This is a genomic window from Acinetobacter sp. BD54 (assembly GCF_044778325.1).
Lineage (GTDB): Bacteria > Pseudomonadota > Gammaproteobacteria > Pseudomonadales > Moraxellaceae > Acinetobacter > Acinetobacter baumannii.
Genome location: NZ_JANJEP010000001.1, coordinates 391,128 through 408,346, shown reverse-complemented (window position 1 = coordinate 408,346; position 17,219 = coordinate 391,128). Strand labels below are relative to the sequence as shown.

General features: G+C 38.4%; 19 protein-coding genes and 1 riboswitch. Of the genes, 7 read left to right on the top strand and 12 right to left on the bottom strand.

Annotated elements, in window-relative coordinates; genetic code table 11:
- Positions 1 to 18: 18 nt before the first annotated feature.
- Both NQ782_RS01985 and NQ782_RS01980 read right to left on the bottom strand, forming a co-directional pair.
- On the bottom strand, positions 19 to 1,263 hold the full coding sequence (locus NQ782_RS01985) for a D-amino acid dehydrogenase (protein WP_001120919.1): 1,245 nt from the start codon (positions 1,261 to 1,263) through the stop codon (positions 19 to 21).
- Between the two features lie 177 nt (positions 1,264 to 1,440).
- A riboswitch (glycine riboswitch) is annotated at positions 1,441 to 1,528 on the bottom strand.
- Positions 1,529 to 1,673: 145 nt separating this feature from the next.
- On the bottom strand, positions 1,674 to 2,165 hold the full coding sequence (locus NQ782_RS01980; protein WP_000949167.1) for a hypothetical protein: 492 nt from the start codon (positions 2,163 to 2,165) through the stop codon (positions 1,674 to 1,676).
- Between the two features lie 311 nt (positions 2,166 to 2,476).
- Here NQ782_RS01980 and NQ782_RS01975 point away from each other — a divergent pair, with 311 nt between their 5' ends.
- Positions 2,477 to 2,938, top strand: a complete 462-nt coding sequence (locus NQ782_RS01975; protein ID WP_001081037.1) for a hypothetical protein — start codon at positions 2,477 to 2,479, stop codon at positions 2,936 to 2,938.
- A gap of 181 nt (positions 2,939 to 3,119) precedes the next feature.
- Complete coding sequence (locus NQ782_RS01970; RefSeq protein ID WP_000701849.1) at positions 3,120 to 3,416, top strand: hypothetical protein; 297 nt, start codon at positions 3,120 to 3,122, stop codon at positions 3,414 to 3,416.
- A gap of 133 nt (positions 3,417 to 3,549) precedes the next feature.
- Here NQ782_RS01970 and fumC read toward each other — a convergent pair whose 3' ends face one another.
- Both fumC and galE read right to left on the bottom strand, forming a co-directional pair.
- Complete coding sequence (fumC, locus tag NQ782_RS01965; RefSeq protein ID WP_001194768.1) at positions 3,550 to 4,944, bottom strand: class II fumarate hydratase; 1,395 nt, start codon at positions 4,942 to 4,944, stop codon at positions 3,550 to 3,552.
- Between the two features lie 114 nt (positions 4,945 to 5,058).
- Entirely contained in the window at positions 5,059 to 6,066 is a 1,008-nt protein-coding gene (galE, locus tag NQ782_RS01960) for a UDP-glucose 4-epimerase GalE (RefSeq protein ID WP_000604788.1), read from the bottom strand.
- 65 nt (positions 6,067 to 6,131) lie between these two features.
- On the opposite strand from galE, the gene tusD reads away from it, so the two are divergent.
- From tusD to NQ782_RS01940, 4 genes are read left to right on the top strand one after another with little or no spacing between them, the layout of a single operon-like run.
- Positions 6,132 to 6,500, top strand: coding sequence for a sulfurtransferase complex subunit TusD (gene tusD / locus NQ782_RS01955; protein ID WP_000105718.1), 369 nt, complete (start codon positions 6,132 to 6,134; stop codon positions 6,498 to 6,500).
- 44 nt (positions 6,501 to 6,544) lie between these two features.
- Positions 6,545 to 6,895 carry a hypothetical protein gene (locus NQ782_RS01950; RefSeq protein WP_000859779.1) on the top strand — a complete coding sequence of 117 codons (351 nt, stop codon included), beginning with the start codon at positions 6,545 to 6,547 and terminating at the stop codon, positions 6,893 to 6,895.
- A 17-nt stretch (positions 6,896 to 6,912) separates the two neighbouring features.
- A complete protein-coding gene (locus NQ782_RS01945; RefSeq protein ID WP_000194629.1) occupies positions 6,913 to 7,197 on the top strand; it encodes a hypothetical protein in 285 nt (94 codons plus the stop codon).
- 19 nt (positions 7,198 to 7,216) lie between these two features.
- On the top strand, positions 7,217 to 7,528 hold the full coding sequence (locus NQ782_RS01940) for a TusE/DsrC/DsvC family sulfur relay protein (protein WP_001047539.1): 312 nt from the start codon (positions 7,217 to 7,219) through the stop codon (positions 7,526 to 7,528).
- Positions 7,529 to 7,532: 4 nt separating this feature from the next.
- Here NQ782_RS01940 and NQ782_RS01935 read toward each other — a convergent pair whose 3' ends face one another.
- Entirely contained in the window at positions 7,533 to 8,396 is an 864-nt protein-coding gene (locus NQ782_RS01935) for a DMT family transporter (RefSeq protein ID WP_039208805.1), read from the bottom strand.
- Positions 8,397 to 8,518: 122 nt separating this feature from the next.
- Here NQ782_RS01935 and NQ782_RS01930 point away from each other — a divergent pair, with 122 nt between their 5' ends.
- Complete coding sequence (locus NQ782_RS01930) at positions 8,519 to 9,922, top strand: PLP-dependent aminotransferase family protein (protein WP_171071835.1); 1,404 nt, start codon at positions 8,519 to 8,521, stop codon at positions 9,920 to 9,922.
- On the opposite strand, the gene NQ782_RS01925 is transcribed toward NQ782_RS01930, so the two are convergent.
- The 7 genes from NQ782_RS01925 to NQ782_RS01895 all read right to left on the bottom strand — a co-directional run bounded on the left by NQ782_RS01925 (position 9,919) and on the right by NQ782_RS01895 (position 17,079).
- Entirely contained in the window at positions 9,919 to 10,401 is a 483-nt protein-coding gene (locus NQ782_RS01925) for a helix-turn-helix domain-containing protein (RefSeq protein ID WP_000870671.1), read from the bottom strand. The two genes, NQ782_RS01930 and NQ782_RS01925, sit on opposite strands and share 4 nt — an antisense overlap.
- A 208-nt stretch (positions 10,402 to 10,609) precedes the next feature.
- A complete protein-coding gene (locus tag NQ782_RS01920) occupies positions 10,610 to 11,845 on the bottom strand; it encodes a molybdopterin molybdotransferase MoeA (protein WP_000012065.1) in 1,236 nt (411 codons plus the stop codon).
- Positions 11,845 to 12,768, bottom strand: a complete 924-nt coding sequence (gene moaCB, locus NQ782_RS01915; RefSeq protein ID WP_000799981.1) for a bifunctional molybdenum cofactor biosynthesis protein MoaC/MoaB — start codon at positions 12,766 to 12,768, stop codon at positions 11,845 to 11,847. Before moaCB ends, NQ782_RS01920 begins: the two co-directional genes overlap by 1 nt.
- 23 nt (positions 12,769 to 12,791) lie before the next feature.
- Entirely contained in the window at positions 12,792 to 13,280 is a 489-nt protein-coding gene (locus tag NQ782_RS01910) for a molybdenum cofactor biosynthesis protein MoaE (RefSeq protein ID WP_000657202.1), read from the bottom strand.
- 3 nt (positions 13,281 to 13,283) lie between these two features.
- The gene (locus NQ782_RS01905; RefSeq protein WP_001187656.1) at positions 13,284 to 13,538 is read right to left on the bottom strand and encodes a MoaD/ThiS family protein; all 255 of its coding nucleotides are present in this window, start codon (positions 13,536 to 13,538) and stop codon (positions 13,284 to 13,286) included.
- On the bottom strand, positions 13,539 to 14,579 hold the full coding sequence (gene moaA, locus NQ782_RS01900; protein WP_086231110.1) for a GTP 3',8-cyclase MoaA: 1,041 nt from the start codon (positions 14,577 to 14,579) through the stop codon (positions 13,539 to 13,541).
- Positions 14,580 to 14,805: 226 nt separating this feature from the next.
- The gene (locus NQ782_RS01895) at positions 14,806 to 17,079 is read right to left on the bottom strand and encodes a molybdopterin-dependent oxidoreductase (RefSeq protein ID WP_000968535.1); all 2,274 of its coding nucleotides are present in this window, start codon (positions 17,077 to 17,079) and stop codon (positions 14,806 to 14,808) included.
- Between the last annotated feature and the right edge of the window lie 140 nt (positions 17,080 to 17,219).

Here is a 17,219-nt window from a genome sequence, read left to right as displayed (position 1 = left end):
AGACACTGGCTTTTCTTTTTATGCGGGATACTTTTGTTGAATATCCTGACTCACCAAAACAGCTGTAGCTGCTGACAAAGTCCAGCCTAGATGACCATGTCCCGTATTATAGAAAACTCTAGACTGTTTAGACTGTTTCACAACTGGCAACATATTAGGCATCATTGGTCTTAAACCCGCCCAAGGCACAACATGCTCAGTTGAAATGTCAAAATTGCGGTTTACCCAATTTACCAAAGGTTGAATACGGTCGGCTCGAATATCTCGATTATAACCATTAAACTCGGCCGTACCTGCTACACGTAAACGATCTGGTCCTAAACGAGACGTTACAATTTTAGCGCTCTCATCCAACAAACTCACCCACGGTGCATTTTTTATACTTTTTTCATCTTTTAATTGGACGGTAATTGAATAACCTTTGACCGGATAAACATTTACACGTTCACCAATCATATCAGCCAGCTGATAACTTCCTACACCACCACACACCACCAAAACATCACCTTCTAATTGAAAGCTGTCTGTTTGGGAAAGATGCGGATGCTCAGCACTTGGCTGACAATTCAGTACCACTTTATCTGCATGACACTTAATATCAGTAACTTCCAAACCGAATTTGTACTGAACGCCATATTGTTTAGTCTTTTCAGCTAAAGAGGTTGAATATTTATGGATATCACCGGTTGCATCGCTTGGTGTGTAATAGCCACCAAAGTACTCACCCGTTAAAGAAGGTTCGATTGATTTCATTTCCTCAGGTGAAACCGAGTAACGTTCTAAAGTCCCTTTATTTAAAACATCATTAACTCGCTTGGCGATGTCATAATCATCCTTAGTATGATACATATGAAGAATACCGCGTTTCTCCAAATCAAATTGAAGCTGCTCTTTTTCAGCTACATCAAACAAGCGCTTACGCGCAAGCAATGCCAAGCGAACGGTTTCTATTGTATTGGCTTCATAATTTTTAATATGAGACAAAAACTCAACCAACCAACTATATTTATGTAGGCTAAAGGAAGGATTCAATAATAAAGGAGCATCTTTTTGCCTCATCCATTTAAAACCTTTTATAACGGTCGCTTTCTGGTTCCAGACTTCTGCATTACAAGCAGATAATTGCCCTCCATTTGCAAATGATGTTTCCATGGCTGGATAAAGATGGCGATCAATCACTGTGACTTGGTAACCTAATTGAGATAATTCATAGGCTGAAGTAACCCCTGTGATTCCTGCACCAATCACAATAACATGTGGCATAACAGACTCCTCTGAAATGCAAGAACATTTCATCAGTACAGCCCATCTGTCATTTGTACCTGAGAGTTTCGACCTAAATACTACCTTTTAGTATTTCGATCTTCCCCTTCGGTGAGTTTATGACTTATAAGTTTTTATTCTCCATGCTTATAAATCTTAAGCTGCTCTCCAGATTTTTTAATTATTACAGTCCTTTTGCCTGAGAGTTTCCGGGCCTGTTGCTCCTTCGGCGGGTTCTTAAGAACCTCTCTCCCGCAATAATTTTGTATTTATATAAGCAATGTATCTGCCACTTTTAAAAAAACGCATTCTTTTCTTGTAAACTTTTGTATAACCCACCAACAAAAAATACAAACTTTTGATTTAATTATAAAAAAGGTGAATTATAAGAATTCACCTTTTGATATTCATTAGAGCTTTCCATTAAGCACTTGGTCCGAAACGGTACCTTTCCATTGCTCCCGCAAGGTTGGCAAATAAAATTTCTCGCCTATTGTGAACAGTTCAGCATCAATGAGTGCATGAATTTCGTGCATAAAAATATAATCCAATGCAACTAGAGAAAGTTGATGATTTTTTTGTGCTACTTTTTTACGTTTCGCTTGAGCTTGTTTGATCAACTCGTTTGCAAAATTTTTATCTTTATAAGCGGTAATGGCATTTAAACGAAGCTCAATCACACCCCAACCTGCCAATAACTTTTTGAAGATTTCAAAGTCTTTTGAGGTTGATTCCCAAGTTACATTTTCCAGATCATTATCTTCAGGTAAAACAGGTAATAATAAATCACCAGTACTTGGAAAAATCTTTTTAAGATTTAACAGAAATTTAACAGGCTGATCACTTGGGTAATCATTAAATTGCACATGTTGTTGAGTATCTGTTAAATAAATAGAGAGCATTCAAAAAAATCCTTAACTAAACGACTGTTTTTCATAATTAATTTAAAAATTGCAAGAACGAAAGCAATTAAAAAATAATATAAAAACAGGATAAGGTGGGCATTTTAACAATTATGGCAGCTTATTCAACACCAAGTTGGTTTGATAAAGCTTAATAGGGAATAATTACAACCTAGAAACTTGCAAATAAATCTTATACAACTTTGAAAATTAAAAATATGTATATTTTAAATATATTATTTTTTAGTCCAATGTTAAATTTAGTGTTATAATACAGTGATTTACTCACTTTCATCTGGGCTTCCATAGAAATGAATAGATTACAATTAATTTTATTAGTTTTAAGTACTGCTACTTTTTCTCCTTTTGTATTTTCTGAAACAACTATCTCCCCAACCAAATATGAATTTTATGGACAAGAGTCAAAACGCCATAAGAGTATGCTTGAGGTAAATAATAGTTCAGATCATAAAATTAACGAATCACAACACAATCCTTTCCGCTCTGATTCAAACAAACAAAACGTAGATTTTTTTGAGATTGCAAAACACTACCAAGAAGAGCAACCACAAAACACTTATTCTCACTCTCCCGACCATACTGTAAATATGAGTGATCATGAACGAAGTCTCTATTACATTAGAAATCATGACAATATGGGCATTCAAAGAGATGTTCGTTATCAACAATATAGATCATTAAAACAACAATATGATAAAGGTGTCATTTCTCGTGATGAATATAAAAATAAAGTTTACAAAATCTCAAGATAAGCTTATCTATATTGAAGCCTTCTTTTAAAAAGGAGGCTTCTACAGTTAATTTTGATATAGATTGTTAAAAATATTTTAAATAACAAAGATTCATAGTAAACAAACAATAAAAAGTAAACAGTTTTAGCTTTTAAAACGCGCCACACTACTCAAATCTTCTCTACGAATAAAGGAGATAGCAATGAAGATTCGCGCTTCACGTACCTATTCAACTTATTCAAATAATTATTTTATTTCTAAAGAGTATGAATGCAGTGTTATTCCGGTAAAAGGAATGTGCTTTACTGATCTTGGTTTGACCGAAAATGGTGTGATTCAGCCAGTAGAAATTAATGAGGTCACTATAGATCCAGCATCTAATTCTTATCATATTCTTTTAGCTAAAGACTCACATGAATATACAAAAGAAGAATTAAAAAGAAAGTTTGAAGAGATGAAAGCTAATGGCTGGGAATATATAGAAGATCTATTGGTATAGCTTTTATTTTTAATAAATAACTTAGGGTAAATGAATGGCCCTAACTTTAACATCTTAAGCATAATAGCCATCAGTAGTTAAGGGTTTGTAAAATTGCTACAAAATATACTGCTGATGGCTATTGTTAAATCGCTTATTTACTATTTGGCGAAACCATTTTTTCAGGTTTAACTACTTCATCAAATTGCTCTGCTGTAACAAGTCCTAGCTCTACAGCAACTTGTTTTAAAGTTTTATTCTCTTTATAAGCAGTTTTAGCCACTTTTGCAGAGTTTTCATAACCAATAACCGGATTTAATGCCGTAACTAACATAAGAGAATTATGCAAGAAGTGATCAATTTTCTCACGATTTGGCTCAATCCCTACTGCACAGTGATCATTAAAACTATTACATGCATCACCAAGCAACTGAATAGATTGCAGTAAGTTATAAGCAATTACTGGCATAAATACATTGAGCTCGAAGTTACCAGAAGCACCAGCGACATTAATAGTGGTATCGTTGCCAAGCACTTGGGCAACAACCATAGTCATGGCTTCACTTTGAGTCGGGTTCACTTTACCTGGCATGATACTTGAACCAGGTTCATTTTCAGGAATACGGATTTCGCCGAAGCCACAACGTGGGCCACTTGCTAACCAACGAATATCATTGGCAATCTTGTTCAAGCTTACCGCTAGAGTTTTTAATGCGCCTGATGCAAAAACAGCAGCATCACGTCCTGCAAGTGCTTCAAATTTATTAGGAGCGGTAACAAATGGCAAACCCGTTAAAGCTGCAAGCTGAGCTGCTGCCTTAACAGCATAGTCAGGATGAGCATTTAACCCAGTTCCTACCGCTGTGCCACCTAATGGTAACTCATACAGACCACTTAAAGCTTGCTGTAAACGTACTAAACCATGCTCGAGCTGAGAAACATAACCGCTAAACTCTTGGCCAAGTGTCAGTGGCGTCGCGTCTTGTAAATGGGTACGGCCAATTTTAACAATATCTTGAAATTCGTCCGACTTTTTTTGCAAAGTCGCTTTAAGCTGTTCTACAGCAGGGATCAGTAATTCATTAATTTGCAAACTTGCCGCAACATGAATAGCCGTTGGGAATGAGTCATTAGTAGATTGTGCGCGGTTAACATGGTCGTTTGGATGTACCGGCTTTTGTGCTCCGAGCGCTTGGCCTAGCTTTTGATTTGCAATATTTGCAATCACCTCATTACAGTTCATATTACTTTGCGTACCAGAACCTGTTTGCCAAACCACAAGTGGAAACTGAGAGTCCCATTTCCCTGCAATCACTTCCTCAGCTGCCCCCACAATATATTGGCTCAAATCTTGTGGTAACTGGCCTAACTCTGCATTGGTTATTGCCGCTGCTTTTTTTACCAAGCCCATCGCTCGAATCATGGCACGGGGTAAACGCTCCTGCCCGATTTTAAAGTTCTGTAAGCTACGTTGGGTTTGTGCACCCCACAGCGCTTCATTCGGAACTTCAATCTCACCCATTGTGTCATGTTCAATTCGTGTTTGCATAGAAACCTCGGTTATCTGGTTAAAGAACTCACGGGCTGAAGCAATTTATGCTTTGGCTAGTTAATTTTAGTATCGTACTCAAGCATTCCATTATTGTAAATAAGAATCATTATCTTATCTTCCATTTAATGTATTTTGATAAAATCTCCATTCATCTTCAATCATTTGTTTTAAAGTTCGCTTAGGTGCCCATTGTAATAAAGTTTTTGCTTTTCCTATATTTGCACCAATCTGCGCTAACTCTTCATGCTTATAAATCGCAGATTGTGTCGGAATTTCGGCTTGGGTAACCTGTGAAATTTCATCTAATAATTGACGAATCGAATGCACTTGCTCATGAGCAATATTAAAAGCTTCACAGCAATGGCTTTGATCACGTAACCAATGTAAAGTTGAGCTTACTGCCTCACATACATCTAATACATGTAAAAAGCTACGTTCTACGGTATGGTCCTCGGTAGAAGACTGATCCTGTAACTCAATTAAATCACGTTGCATCGCTGCAACTTGCATGGCAAGCGGTACAATATTTTTAGGGAGCTGGGCTACATACTCGCCTAATACGCCATGCTCAAAAGCACCTACAATATTTGATAGACGTAAAATTGCAATTTTCCATTCATGATCAATTTTGTAAGTATCACGGATGATTTCTTCAATCATCTGTTGCGACTTAATATAAGGGTTAGGATAAGCATAGTTGAAATCATCTGTTTCACTTAACTGTGAACCAGATTTTCCATAGACTGCCAAACTAGATAAATGAATAAAATGACGGACGCCTGTACGTTGCATTGCACGCAATAGGCTCATGATACAACTGACATTATCATTATAATATTCAAGCGGTTTTAAATTAGACTCTTCAATAGATTTAAAACCAGCCGTATGAATGACTGCATCAATTGAGTACTGTTCAAATACTTTGTTCAATGCAGGCGTGTTACGTACATCAAGTTTAACAAACGGAACGTACATACCAGAGATGTATTCTAACCGCTCAAGCGTTTGCAAGGTCGAGTTAGCCAAATTATCGACAAGAACCACTTCTTGGCCTTGAGCCATGAGACTCAATGCAATATGTGAACCGATAAAGCCTAAACCACCTGTCACTAAAATCATTGTATACTTACCTTTCTCTTAATGTATCTACGCCCATTTAGACGTATGACCATAGTGAATTCTCAATGAGTACATTACTACTAATAACCTCTGCTCCTACTTCGATCCATGCTTGGCATGCGCTGGGCCTAGCTCAGGCACTCAAAAGTAAAAATGAAGACTTTCGTGTATTCTTTTACCAAGATGGCGTTCAAGTTGCGAATGATTTTCAGTGGGTTCCTGACGACCAGCGTAATTTAACGCATGAATGGCAAAAGCTCGCGATCAGACTTCCTGTTTGCGTTAGCGCTGCTCTTGCACGCGGGATTACCGATGCAGAAAATGCGAGTCGCCATCAACTTAGTCATCACAACCTAGCGAACAACTTTGAGTTGGTTGGTCTAGGTGAACTTGCTGATGCAGTACAGTCAGCCTCTCGTCTTCTTCAATTTTAAGTTACTTTGTTAACTTAGATTGTTGCTTTTAAAAGGTATATTGTGTGAAAACTGTACTCGTTATTTTGACCCAAGCCAATCTAACCAGCCTACAAGTCAATGAAAGCCTCGCCGCTACTATGGTTTTAGCAACCTTTGGCTCACCAGTCAAAGTATTATTAAAAGATGCGGCTCTTAGTCTTTTACAAAATGAACGTAACTTCGACCAATTGCAGCATGCTTTTAAAATTGCTTCAAACATGGTGGATAGCTTTGAGTTTTATGACTTAAGTCCAATCCTTGTTGAAGCCAAAAACAAACAGCATCCATTTGTTCAAAACAGCGAGCAGGAACTAGAATTTGTTCAGTTAGATACTGAACTCATCCAGTCTTTCGATCATGTCTTATATTGGTAGATAAAGGTGTAATTTTAATGACGCAATCAACTCTTTATCTTGTGCAAGCTTCTTATCACCATACTCCTCGCATTATTGAAGAACTTGCAAAGCTATTTCATAAAGATGATCAAATTGTTTTTATGGGTGACTCAACTGCTCAACTTTCGGTAAATATTTGTCAGCAGTTTGGCTCAGTTTCTTGTTTGTCTCATGAAAAAGATTTAATTGATGCAGAAACCTTGGCTCAGGTTAAGGTATTGAACTATGATCAGTTTGCGGATCTGGTTTTACAATTTAATCGATGCATTTCTTTGAAATAATATAGTTAGGCTCATTTTTATGAATTTAGAATTAGATCAAGATGGTCATTTAGTCGACTATACGATTTGGAATCCCGAAGTAGCACAGGAACTCGCCAAATCTCTCGATCTTGAATTAACAGATTGGCATTTTGAAGTTTTAGCTGCGGTTCGCCAATTTTATCAGCAATTTGGGCATTCTCCTGCAACACGTCCTTTGATTAAGTTTTTAATGAAAACCGTCAGTCCAGATATTAATAATGCTGTTTTACAGCAAAAATTTAATACCGGTTTAGTTGCTCGCCATCTCAGTCGCTTGGCAGGTATTCCTAAACCGGCAAATTGTTTATAGATTTTTATGCGAATTTTTTAGCGGCAGCGACACATAAAATTGTTACTGCCGTTACCATTAACATCGACCAACTTACGTGTTCATGTAATAAAAGTGCGGCAATCGCAAGTCCCATTAAAGGCTGTAAAAGCTGTAGCTGGCTAATTGCAGCAATACCACCTTGTGCAAGCCCTTTGTACCAAAAAAAGAACCCGATGAGCATACTAAATAAAGATACGTAAACCAGCCCTGCTACCGCTGATGGAGATACATCTTGAAAGGAAACGGGCATATAAAAAAGAGTAGCAAGCAGCATAATCGGTAAAGCTAAAATAAGCGCCCAACAGATCACCTGCCATCCACCTATTTTTTTCGAAAGTACTCCGCCTTCGGCATAGCCAAATCCACACAAAATAATTGCAATAAGCATGTATAAATCGCCGATGCCAAAAGAAGCTTCACCCGATAAGAAAAACATATAGGTAAAAACAACCAGACTGCCTAAAATTGCAAATATCCAAAAAAATAAATTTGGTTTTTCTCCACCTCTCACTACTGCAAATATGGCTGTAGCTAATGGCAGAAGACTAACAAAGACAATCGAGTGGGCTGCGTTCATATACTGTAGAGCAAGCGCAGTAAATAAGGGAAACCCAACTACAACGCCTAAAGCCACAATAGCGAGTGGCCACCAATCTTGTTTAGCAGGCTTTTTTTCCTTAAGCAAAAAGATAAGAATTAAACCCAAAACTCCTGCAATGACAGCTCTTGCTGCTGTTAGAAAACCAGGCTCAAAACCTGTTACCGCAATACGGGTAGCCGGTAATGAACCGGCAAAAATTGCCACCCCAATAAAACCATTCACCCAACCGTTTATAAACTTTTGCATATTATTCTCCGCAACTATACGAAGAATTTAAGCTGTGATATGGTGTCAAAACCAGATACAAATCAGTACAATTTTAAAAAACTGTTATGTATAAACAAACAGTACAGTTAGAGATAATTAGTGTGAACCAGACCAAAACAAAAATCGAGTTTGTTATTTCACAGATTGAACAACAAATTAAGAATCGTTCTTTAACTCCAGGAACTCGACTTCCCTCTGTACGTAAATTAGCCAAAGATTTAGGTTTTTCTGTTTCTACTATTGTCGAAGCTTATGAGCGATTAATTGCCCTAGGTAAAATTGAATCACGTAGTGGTTCCGGCTTTTATGTAGTAGCACCCCTTGCACCTTTAGCCTTAAGTGAATTAGGACCCAAATTAGATCGCTCTATAGATCCGTTATGGATTTCACGTCAGTCTTTAGAAGCAGAACCTAATGCGTTTAAACCCGGTTGTGGTTGGTTACCAAATGATTGGATGCCACTTGAAAGTATCCGCAAAGCATTAAGGTCAGCCACACGTAGCGAAGACGATAGTTTATTGGGTTATTCTTCACCGTTGGGGCTGCCCGCATTAAGAGATCTACTGGCTAGACGGGCACAAAGTAAAGGTATAGAGGCAAACCTTAATCAAGTTCTTCTAACCGATTCAGGCACTCAAGCTATTGATCTGGTTTGTCGTTTTTTACTTAAACCAGATGATGTGGTTCTAATTGATGACCCTTGCTACTTTAACTTTCATGCTCTACTTAAAGTTCATCAAGTTAAAGTTGTTGGTATTCCCTACACTCCAAATGGCCCGGACTTAGAGGCATTTAAAGAAGCTATCGAGAGCTATAACCCTCGGCTTTATATTACAAATTCCGGAATACACAACCCAACTGGTGCAACACTCTCACTCTCGACAGCTCATCAATTATTAAAGTTGATTGATCAGTCTAATTTAATTGTGATTGAAGACGATATCTTCTCAGATTTTGAATATACTCCCGCTCCACGACTTGCAGCCCTAGACAACCTTTCACGCGTGATTTTTATTGGAAGTTTTTCTAAAACGCTCTCTGCTTCTATTCGCTGCGGCTATATTGTTGCGAAACCAGAATGGATTGATCAGATTGCCGATTTAAAAATAGCCACCAGTTTTTCTCACAATGGACTCTCAGCCAAGATTTTACACACAGCTTTAACCGATGGTTCATATCGTAAGCATCTAGATTTATTAAAAGTTCGTTTAGCTCAAGCCATGCAAGAAACAATCGCGAAGCTTAAATCGATTGGGATAGAACCGTGGATTGAGCCCAAGGCCGGAATTTTTGTGTGGTGTCGTCTACCGGAAGGTGTAGATGCAGCGAAGATTGCTCAGTTTTGCCTGAATCGGCAAGTGATTCTCGCCCCGGGTAATGCCTTTAGCCAAGCACAATCGGCAGGTCAATTTATCCGTTTTAATATTACACAATCAAATCATGATTATATTTATAAGACTCTTGCAGAAGCGCTTCTACAAGAGTCATTAGAGAAACAAGTTTAAGCCTGTTTTTGCTTTTGTTCCATATAAGCAAAATAGCCCGGCCCAGCAGAAACCTGAACTTGTTTTGCATGTAATGGTTCACGACATACTGAACACACCATAACAGGTTCAAATTTATGTCCACATGCTTTGTGACGATATTCCAAAGGTTTACCTAAACCTTGGTCCATCCATTTATCTGCCCAGTTCGCCATAGATAAGATAATTGGATAAAGCTCAAAGCCTTTATCCGTGAGACGATATTCAAAGCGTTCCTGACGGTCAAAATAAGGCGCTTTCACTAAAATTTCGTATTCAACCAACCGTTTTAAGCGATCAGAAAGGACATGACGAGTGACACCTAATGATTTTTGAAAGTCATCAAAACGACGAATTCCCATAAAAGCATTACGTAATATTAGCATCGTCCATCGATCACCAATCACTGATAGCATACGGGCAACAGAACAAGGCTGATCACCGATGTCATCCCATTTCATCTTTATGCTTTCCTCAATATAAAACTGGCCTACTTGCCTTATTATTTATACCCTAAACCACTTAATATGTTATATGCAATATTCAGCTTAGAAATAAGTTTTTAGTATATTTATAAAGGTTATTTTTTAAAATAACAGTCACTAAAAATAGTTATAAAATATAATTAATCCATCAGTATGGATTAATTATATACAGCTTATTTATAAGTTAATTTGAAATAAAGAGTCCCTTTAGCACAGTTCCTGATGCTAGTTTTGTATTCGCAGGAATACGGACTAAACTATTGGCTTGCATAAGGTTACTCAGCATATGGGACTGCTGCTTGGCCAAACTTTTTACTTTAAGTTGCCCTGCATCAAAATAAGCATACATTCGTAAAAAACGCTCACGTGCATCTTCTTTTAAATCATGCTCTAAAATTGCGGTAAACCATTCTGGTCCCTGTCTATTGCCCTGCAAGGCATCCAATAAAGATTTACCATAAACTTGCATTGCAACATATACCGCAGCCGGATTGCCCGGTAAGCCTAACAAATAACAGGAATGGCGGGTTTGTGAATTATGGTATTCGGCAAAGAATAAAGGTTTACCCGGTTTTTGTTTAACTTTCCAAAAGATTTGTTCAAATCCAACTTCGAAAGCACAGGGCCGAACAAAGTCATAGTCTCCTACCGAAACTCCGCCAGTCGTTATAACAACATCATGGCTGTCTTTTAGCTGGTTAAAGTAATGGGTGACCTGCTCTGCTTCATCTGCCACATGAATGAGTTCGATATCTAAACCATAATCTTCAAACCAAGCTTTTAGTAATGGACCATTTGCATCAAAGACTTTTCCATCGATTAAATCTTCTGCCGTTTGAGCAACTTCATCACCTGTGACTAAAACTGCAACTTTTGGTCTGCAGTAAACAGTAAGCTCTTGCACTCCCGCCATACTTAAAGCAGCCAAACTTCCAATATTTAGAAACTGTCCTACTTGAGCAAGCAACTGCCCCTGCTGGATTTCTTCACCAGTAAAACGGATATCAGCTTGAGGGCGTATATGTTCCGTTAAACAAATTTCTTGGGCCGAAATAACCGATACGATTTCTTGCCGTGCTACATGCGTTGTCCCTTCAGGAATTTTACCACCCGTAAATATACGAATCGCCTGACCTTCACCGAGTATATCGTGACTCTCACTTCCGGCACGAATTTCACCTGTGACTTGGAACTTTTGATTATTTAAATCTTCTGTATGGCTACAAAGTGCATAACCGTCTACCGCACTTTGAGAGAAACTTGGTAAATTAATTTCAGAGTAAATATCTTTGGCAAGATAACTACTTAGGCTATTTGTTAGAGTCTTTTGAATAGAGCTTAAGTTTTTAGGCTTATTAATAACTAAATCTAGCGCTTCATCTATACTGATTAATCCACGCTCAGCACCACAACCTGACATTATTCATAGCCTCCTGGATGTGGTAAATCACGGCAAACATCAAAAATATGGACTAATGCGGGTAAAATAGCGGCCATTGATTCGCTTGCTCCACCACGGCTTCCTGGTAACGTCACTACTAACGAACGGTCAATAAACCCTGCTACTCCGCGTGACATAGCAGCGTATGGCGTGCGTTTTTGTCCAAATGAGCGAGCAGCTTCCATTAAGCCATCTAATTTACGTTCTAAAAGAGGCTCTAGCGTATCAACTGTAATGTCACGCTTACCAATTCCTGTCCCACCCACGGTCATAATACAAGCATACGATTTGGTGAGTTCTAGAACCAATTCTTTGAGATCATCTGCTTCATCAGGCAAAATTTGGTAATGGATCGGATCAAATCCAGCTTCAGTTAAAGTTTCAACTACAGATTTTCCGGCCGTATCCGGCTTTCTACCCGCTGCTACGGTATCTGACAATACAATAACCGCAGCCGAAACAGGCTGACGCAATACCCGTTTAAAATGGGATTTTCCGCCTTTTTTCTTAAGTAGTTTACATTGATCCATCCAGAGTTCTTCTGGTTCACAATGAGGCTTTAACATATCGTAAATAGTTAAACCTGCAAGGCTTGCCGCCGTCAAAGCTTCCATTTCTACACCAGTTGGTCCAATGGTCTCAACGACAGCAATAATTTTTACAAAGTCATGTTCCAATTCATATTCTACATCTGCCCGATAAATCGGTAGTGGATGACATAGTGGAATCAGCTCATCAGTTCGTTTTGCTGCCAAAATTCCTGCAACACGTGCTGTTTTTAATGCATCACCTTTTTCCGTGTTTCCTTGTCTTAATAGTTCAATACAGTGCGGTGGTGCATATAAAATCGCTTGTGCTTCAGCAACACGATAACTTTCCGGCTTCATTCCTACGTTTTTCATTATTTATCCTAGTATTACATATTTCAGTGTGAGTGCTCATGGCCGGCATGATGATGGTGATGTTTGTGGTCGTGCGGTGCATCCTTACGAATACAACAGCCCTCTACATAATGACTTGTGCCATCTGTAAAAAACTCTTCTTTAAAGACAGGTACTTCATGCTTTACCCGTTCGACCGCTTCCTCACATGCCTGAAAAGCTTCACGGCGATGGGCTGCATACGCAATCGCAATAATGGCTGTTTCACCGACATCCAGATATCCAATTCGATGAACCACTCGCACATAAGATACCTGATACTTTTTCTCAATTTCTAGTTCAATTTCACGTATCATTTTTTCTGCAAGCGGTTTATACGATGTATATTTCAGCGCCTTTACCGCTTTACCTTCGTGGTGATTACGAACCGTACCCATAAAAATATCGATACCGCCACATTCAGGAAAAGACTGAATCGGATCAAAAGTATCCAAGCTTAAAGCCTGCTCTTGTATTCTTGCGAACTCTTTCATGACTCATCCTCCGGCAACGGGTGATAATAAAACCAAAGTGCATGGCTCACTTAAGACAGTTTGTCTGGTTATGACATTGTCACCAATCGCACATGCACATTTTTCCATGGCTTTTGTAGATTCCGGATGTAATAAAACAATTTCATCTAATACATCTTTAACCAGACTATGGTTAGGACAAACTAGCAAAAGATTTTCAGGAAGCAATTTTTCAATTGCACCAAATGCTTCGACTTTAATTTGGATAGATTGTTGCATTTATCCCCCAAGCATATGCATGCTGATTTTACGGGTTTGTTGATGTTGTAAGGCATGGAAACCTTTGGCTTTATGCCAGATATAAGGATGAACCAAATTCTTTAAATTTTGGATATATATACCGTATTCTGGAGTATGTTGTTTGCTTACCAGCGTTTGAAGCTGAGGTTTAATATTTAAGCCTTGCGGCGCAAATAAACAGCTATATAGTTCGCCTTTTGCGGTAAGCCGTATACGGTCACATTGGTGGCAAAATGAATGCGTAATTGTGGAAATAATTCCTAAATGGTAGCTACCGTTAATTAGATATTGACGCGCTGGCTCATGTAGCTGCTCGATGACTTGTACCGAATAATACGGTTGCAATACCTGTAAAATTTCAGCCTCACTTACCACATCTTTATTTGACCAAAGTGCATCACCATCAAGCGGCATAAACTCGATAAAACGCAAAGGAATATGATGAGCAATTGACCATTTCACCATAGGTAAGATTTGATCATCATTTCTATCTTTCATTAACACGCAGTTAATTTTAAAAGGTAATCCTACTTCTTTTGCAGCTTGTATCCCCTCTAAAACAGGCTCCAATTTTTTCTTGGTCAACTCTTTAAACTGAACAGGATCTAAACTATCTAAACTAATGTTTAAATCATCTAATCCAGCGTCTTTTAGCTGCTTGGCATGTTTAGCAAGGTAATGACCATTGGTAGTCATCGATATACGTTTTAAACCTAAACTTTTTAAAGACTGTAGATCTCGAATGAAATGAACAATACCTTGACGCATTAATGGTTCACCACCCGTAATGCGAATACTTTCGATACCTTGCTGCACCATAAAATGACAAAATTGAAAGAGCGCTTCAAAACTAAGCAAATCTTGTTTATTTAACCATTCTGGATGCTCAGGCATGCAATATACACACTTAAAATTACAGCGATCAGTTACAGAAATTCGTAACTTACGCTTGATACGCCCATATTGATCTTGCAGAAGGCTTGGCGCAGTTTCAGAGTGATATTGTTTCATCATTTGCACTCATATCGAGAACAGTTCAAATATTGCGAGCACCGATTATGAACAATCAAATACAAAAAATTGCGCCTAAATAGTGCTTTGCTTTTTATGCAAAATTTGTTCCAGCTCTACTTATCTTCCATAATATTTAACTTTTTATCGGTTTTTCACCGCGCCTTCTCGAGAACAATTTAAAAATAAATCTCGAGTTAGCGCGGTAAAATCTATGTTTTACTTGATTCTATTTCTAACACTTTTCTAAACGGATGGGTACATATTTATGGTACGGCGTTTTCGACAATGGATCACAATGTTCAGCAGAAATAAGTAAGTTTAATTGTGGTCCAATTGGTTCACCATTTTGAAATCGCATACCATAGCCATGTGGAAGTGATACGACACCTCTTCTCATCCCATCATCCAACTCAATAGCTACCTGAATTTCTCCATGCGCTGAGATACATTTAAGCTGCCCTCCTGCATCTACATTTAAGTGTCTTGCATCTTCAGGATGAATACGCAGTGCACCTTCTGCATCTACTTTTCGCCAAGCAGGGTCACGGTAAATTTGGTTGGCATTGTAACTACGGCGTTCACCTGACAAAAGGATGAAAGGAAACTCTTCAACATTAACGTTATGGCTTTTCAAGCTTGCGAGTTCACTTAACATCTCGGGAATTGCAAGACGTATTTTCTTATCTTTATAAGCTACCAGTTTCCAGACTTCGTCATATTCATGTTGCGATAAAACCATACCTGAACGTTGCTTTAATATCTGCTCAAATAGTTTGACACCTTGTGTTAATGGATTACCTTTATAACCCGCACGGCGTACCGCTTTGGTATGTAAAACAGCATATTGAATAGAGAGCGGCAATAAAAAAGCAACTGAATCTGCTGAATTTCCAAGTCGTTTGCCAAGAGTTCGATAAATGATAGAGGCAGCAAAAGGGATATATTTTTTATGGCGTGCCAAGGTAAGTCCTAGCGCCGACAAGTAGGGTAAATAGGCTGTTTTTTTCGAGTCGACCGCAGCTATTTTTTCTAGAATTGGAAAATTCTTCGGAATAGCATTCATAGCTTCCAGTAATCGAGTATAAATTTCGGCTTCCGGTAAAGTGTTTGCTTGAGCAGCCAATACGGGATGACGCAGGTGAAAACCATTCTTAGGAAATTCCAAGTTAAAACCAGTAAATTCCCATTTTTCAAACTGAGTATGAGCAGGCAAAATATAGTCGGCGAGTCTCGCGGTTTCTGTCATCGCAACATCAACTACCACCAGCAAATCTAAGGCTTTAAAGGCTTCCTCAAAGGCAGGTGTGTCAGGGTAAGTTAATAGTGGATTACAACTATCTACAAACACAGCACGAATTCGCTTTTCCCCTGCTTTTAGGATTTCATCGGGTAAAATATTAGGCGGAAAAAACCCGGAAATCGGGAACATTTTATGATAAACGCTACGTCGATATTTTGGTTTTCTTTCATCCGTATCGGTCAAAATTGGAATAAACATGGTATGCAAATTATTGGTACCCTGTTTTCCAAAGTTTCCTGTCAGTAAGTATAAAAGCTTTTCTAAATAACCATTTAATGTTGTATTCAAAGTATGTTGAATACCTAAATCGATACGTACACAGCCTCTTTTTGCCTTGGCAAAATCTCGAACCACTTGATAAATCAAATCGATAGGTACATCAGCTTTAGCAATATAGTCTTCAATCGGGACATGGTTAAATGCAGCTTTTACTTCTTCAAACCCATGTGTGTGCTGCTCAATAAATGCTGCATCATAAAGCTTTTCTTTAATAATGATCGCAATCATGGCTGACATTAAAAAAGCATCTGTTCCCGGTTTTAGCTGCACGTGAATGTCTGCTTGTTTTGCCGTTTCGGTAACACGCGGGTCGAACACTACCATGGTTCGGTTCGGATCTTTCTTAATATGTTTTAGCGTGTCTCGTGCGTTGGGAATACCATGTGCCTGAAACGGGTTCGTTCCAATAAAAAGTACGTAATCTGCATGTTCAACATCTTCTGTAGTATGGCAGGCCTGACTACCGAACAGGCGGCCATTGAGCCAAAAATCACCTGTTTTTTCTTGGGCAAGTGAGTTATATGCATAATAACTTTTCATAGCCAATAAAAGTTGTCGGCCATAAGCTGCACCGAGGTGGTTACCCTGTCCACCGCCCCCAACCGAAGCAAAAGCAGTGCCGCCAAATTTATCTCTAATCTGAACCAATTGATCGGCAATTTCTTGTATCGCTACATCCCAACTAATTTCTTGAAATGAACCATCTGGTTGGCGTTTTAAAGGTGCGGTCAAACGGTCTGCATGTTTCTGGTAATGCTGTAATCTTGCGGCTTTTTGGCAAATGTAACCTTGAGAAAATGGATGCTCAGGATTACCTTTAATTTTGACAAATTGGTTATCTTTAATTTCTACGCTCAAACCGCAGTTTCTTGAACATAAAATACATGCGGTCACATCTGTTTTACTTTGCTGAGCTGCGTCCATCATTTTTCTGGCTCCGTTTATTTTTATACATCTGGCTAGAATGAAAATAACAAGTTCCAAAATAGAACTTAAATTCTAAACAGTCAATAACTCAAAATTTAAAAAATGATTTCAGATTATCAATGTAAATTTTAAATCGATAT

Coding starts and splice junctions, on each gene's coding strand:
- fumC (WP_001194768.1), bottom strand. CDS start 4,944: ATGCAAACACGAATTGAACATGACACAATGGGTGAGATTGAAGTTCCG.
- NQ782_RS01985 (WP_001120919.1), bottom strand. CDS start 1,263: ATGCCACATGTTATTGTGATTGGTGCAGGAATCACAGGGGTTACTTCA.
- NQ782_RS01980 (WP_000949167.1), bottom strand. CDS start 2,165: ATGCTCTCTATTTATTTAACAGATACTCAACAACATGTGCAATTTAAT.
- NQ782_RS01935 (WP_039208805.1), bottom strand. CDS start 8,396: ATGCAAAAGTTTATAAACGGTTGGGTGAATGGTTTTATTGGGGTGGCA.
- NQ782_RS01975 (WP_001081037.1), top strand. CDS start 2,477: ATGAATAGATTACAATTAATTTTATTAGTTTTAAGTACTGCTACTTTT.
- tusD (WP_000105718.1), top strand. CDS start 6,132: ATGAGTACATTACTACTAATAACCTCTGCTCCTACTTCGATCCATGCT.
- galE (WP_000604788.1), bottom strand. CDS start 6,066: ATGATTTTAGTGACAGGTGGTTTAGGCTTTATCGGTTCACATATTGCA.
- NQ782_RS01970 (WP_000701849.1), top strand. CDS start 3,120: ATGAAGATTCGCGCTTCACGTACCTATTCAACTTATTCAAATAATTAT.
- NQ782_RS01940 (WP_001047539.1), top strand. CDS start 7,217: ATGAATTTAGAATTAGATCAAGATGGTCATTTAGTCGACTATACGATT.
- moaCB (WP_000799981.1), bottom strand. CDS start 12,768: ATGAAAAACGTAGGAATGAAGCCGGAAAGTTATCGTGTTGCTGAAGCA.
- NQ782_RS01895 (WP_000968535.1), bottom strand. CDS start 17,079: ATGATGGACGCAGCTCAGCAAAGTAAAACAGATGTGACCGCATGTATT.
- NQ782_RS01925 (WP_000870671.1), bottom strand. CDS start 10,401: ATGAAATGGGATGACATCGGTGATCAGCCTTGTTCTGTTGCCCGTATG.
- NQ782_RS01920 (WP_000012065.1), bottom strand. CDS start 11,845: ATGTCAGGTTGTGGTGCTGAGCGTGGATTAATCAGTATAGATGAAGCG.
- NQ782_RS01905 (WP_001187656.1), bottom strand. CDS start 13,538: ATGCAACAATCTATCCAAATTAAAGTCGAAGCATTTGGTGCAATTGAA.
- NQ782_RS01910 (WP_000657202.1), bottom strand. CDS start 13,280: ATGAAAGAGTTCGCAAGAATACAAGAGCAGGCTTTAAGCTTGGATACT.
- NQ782_RS01945 (WP_000194629.1), top strand. CDS start 6,913: ATGACGCAATCAACTCTTTATCTTGTGCAAGCTTCTTATCACCATACT.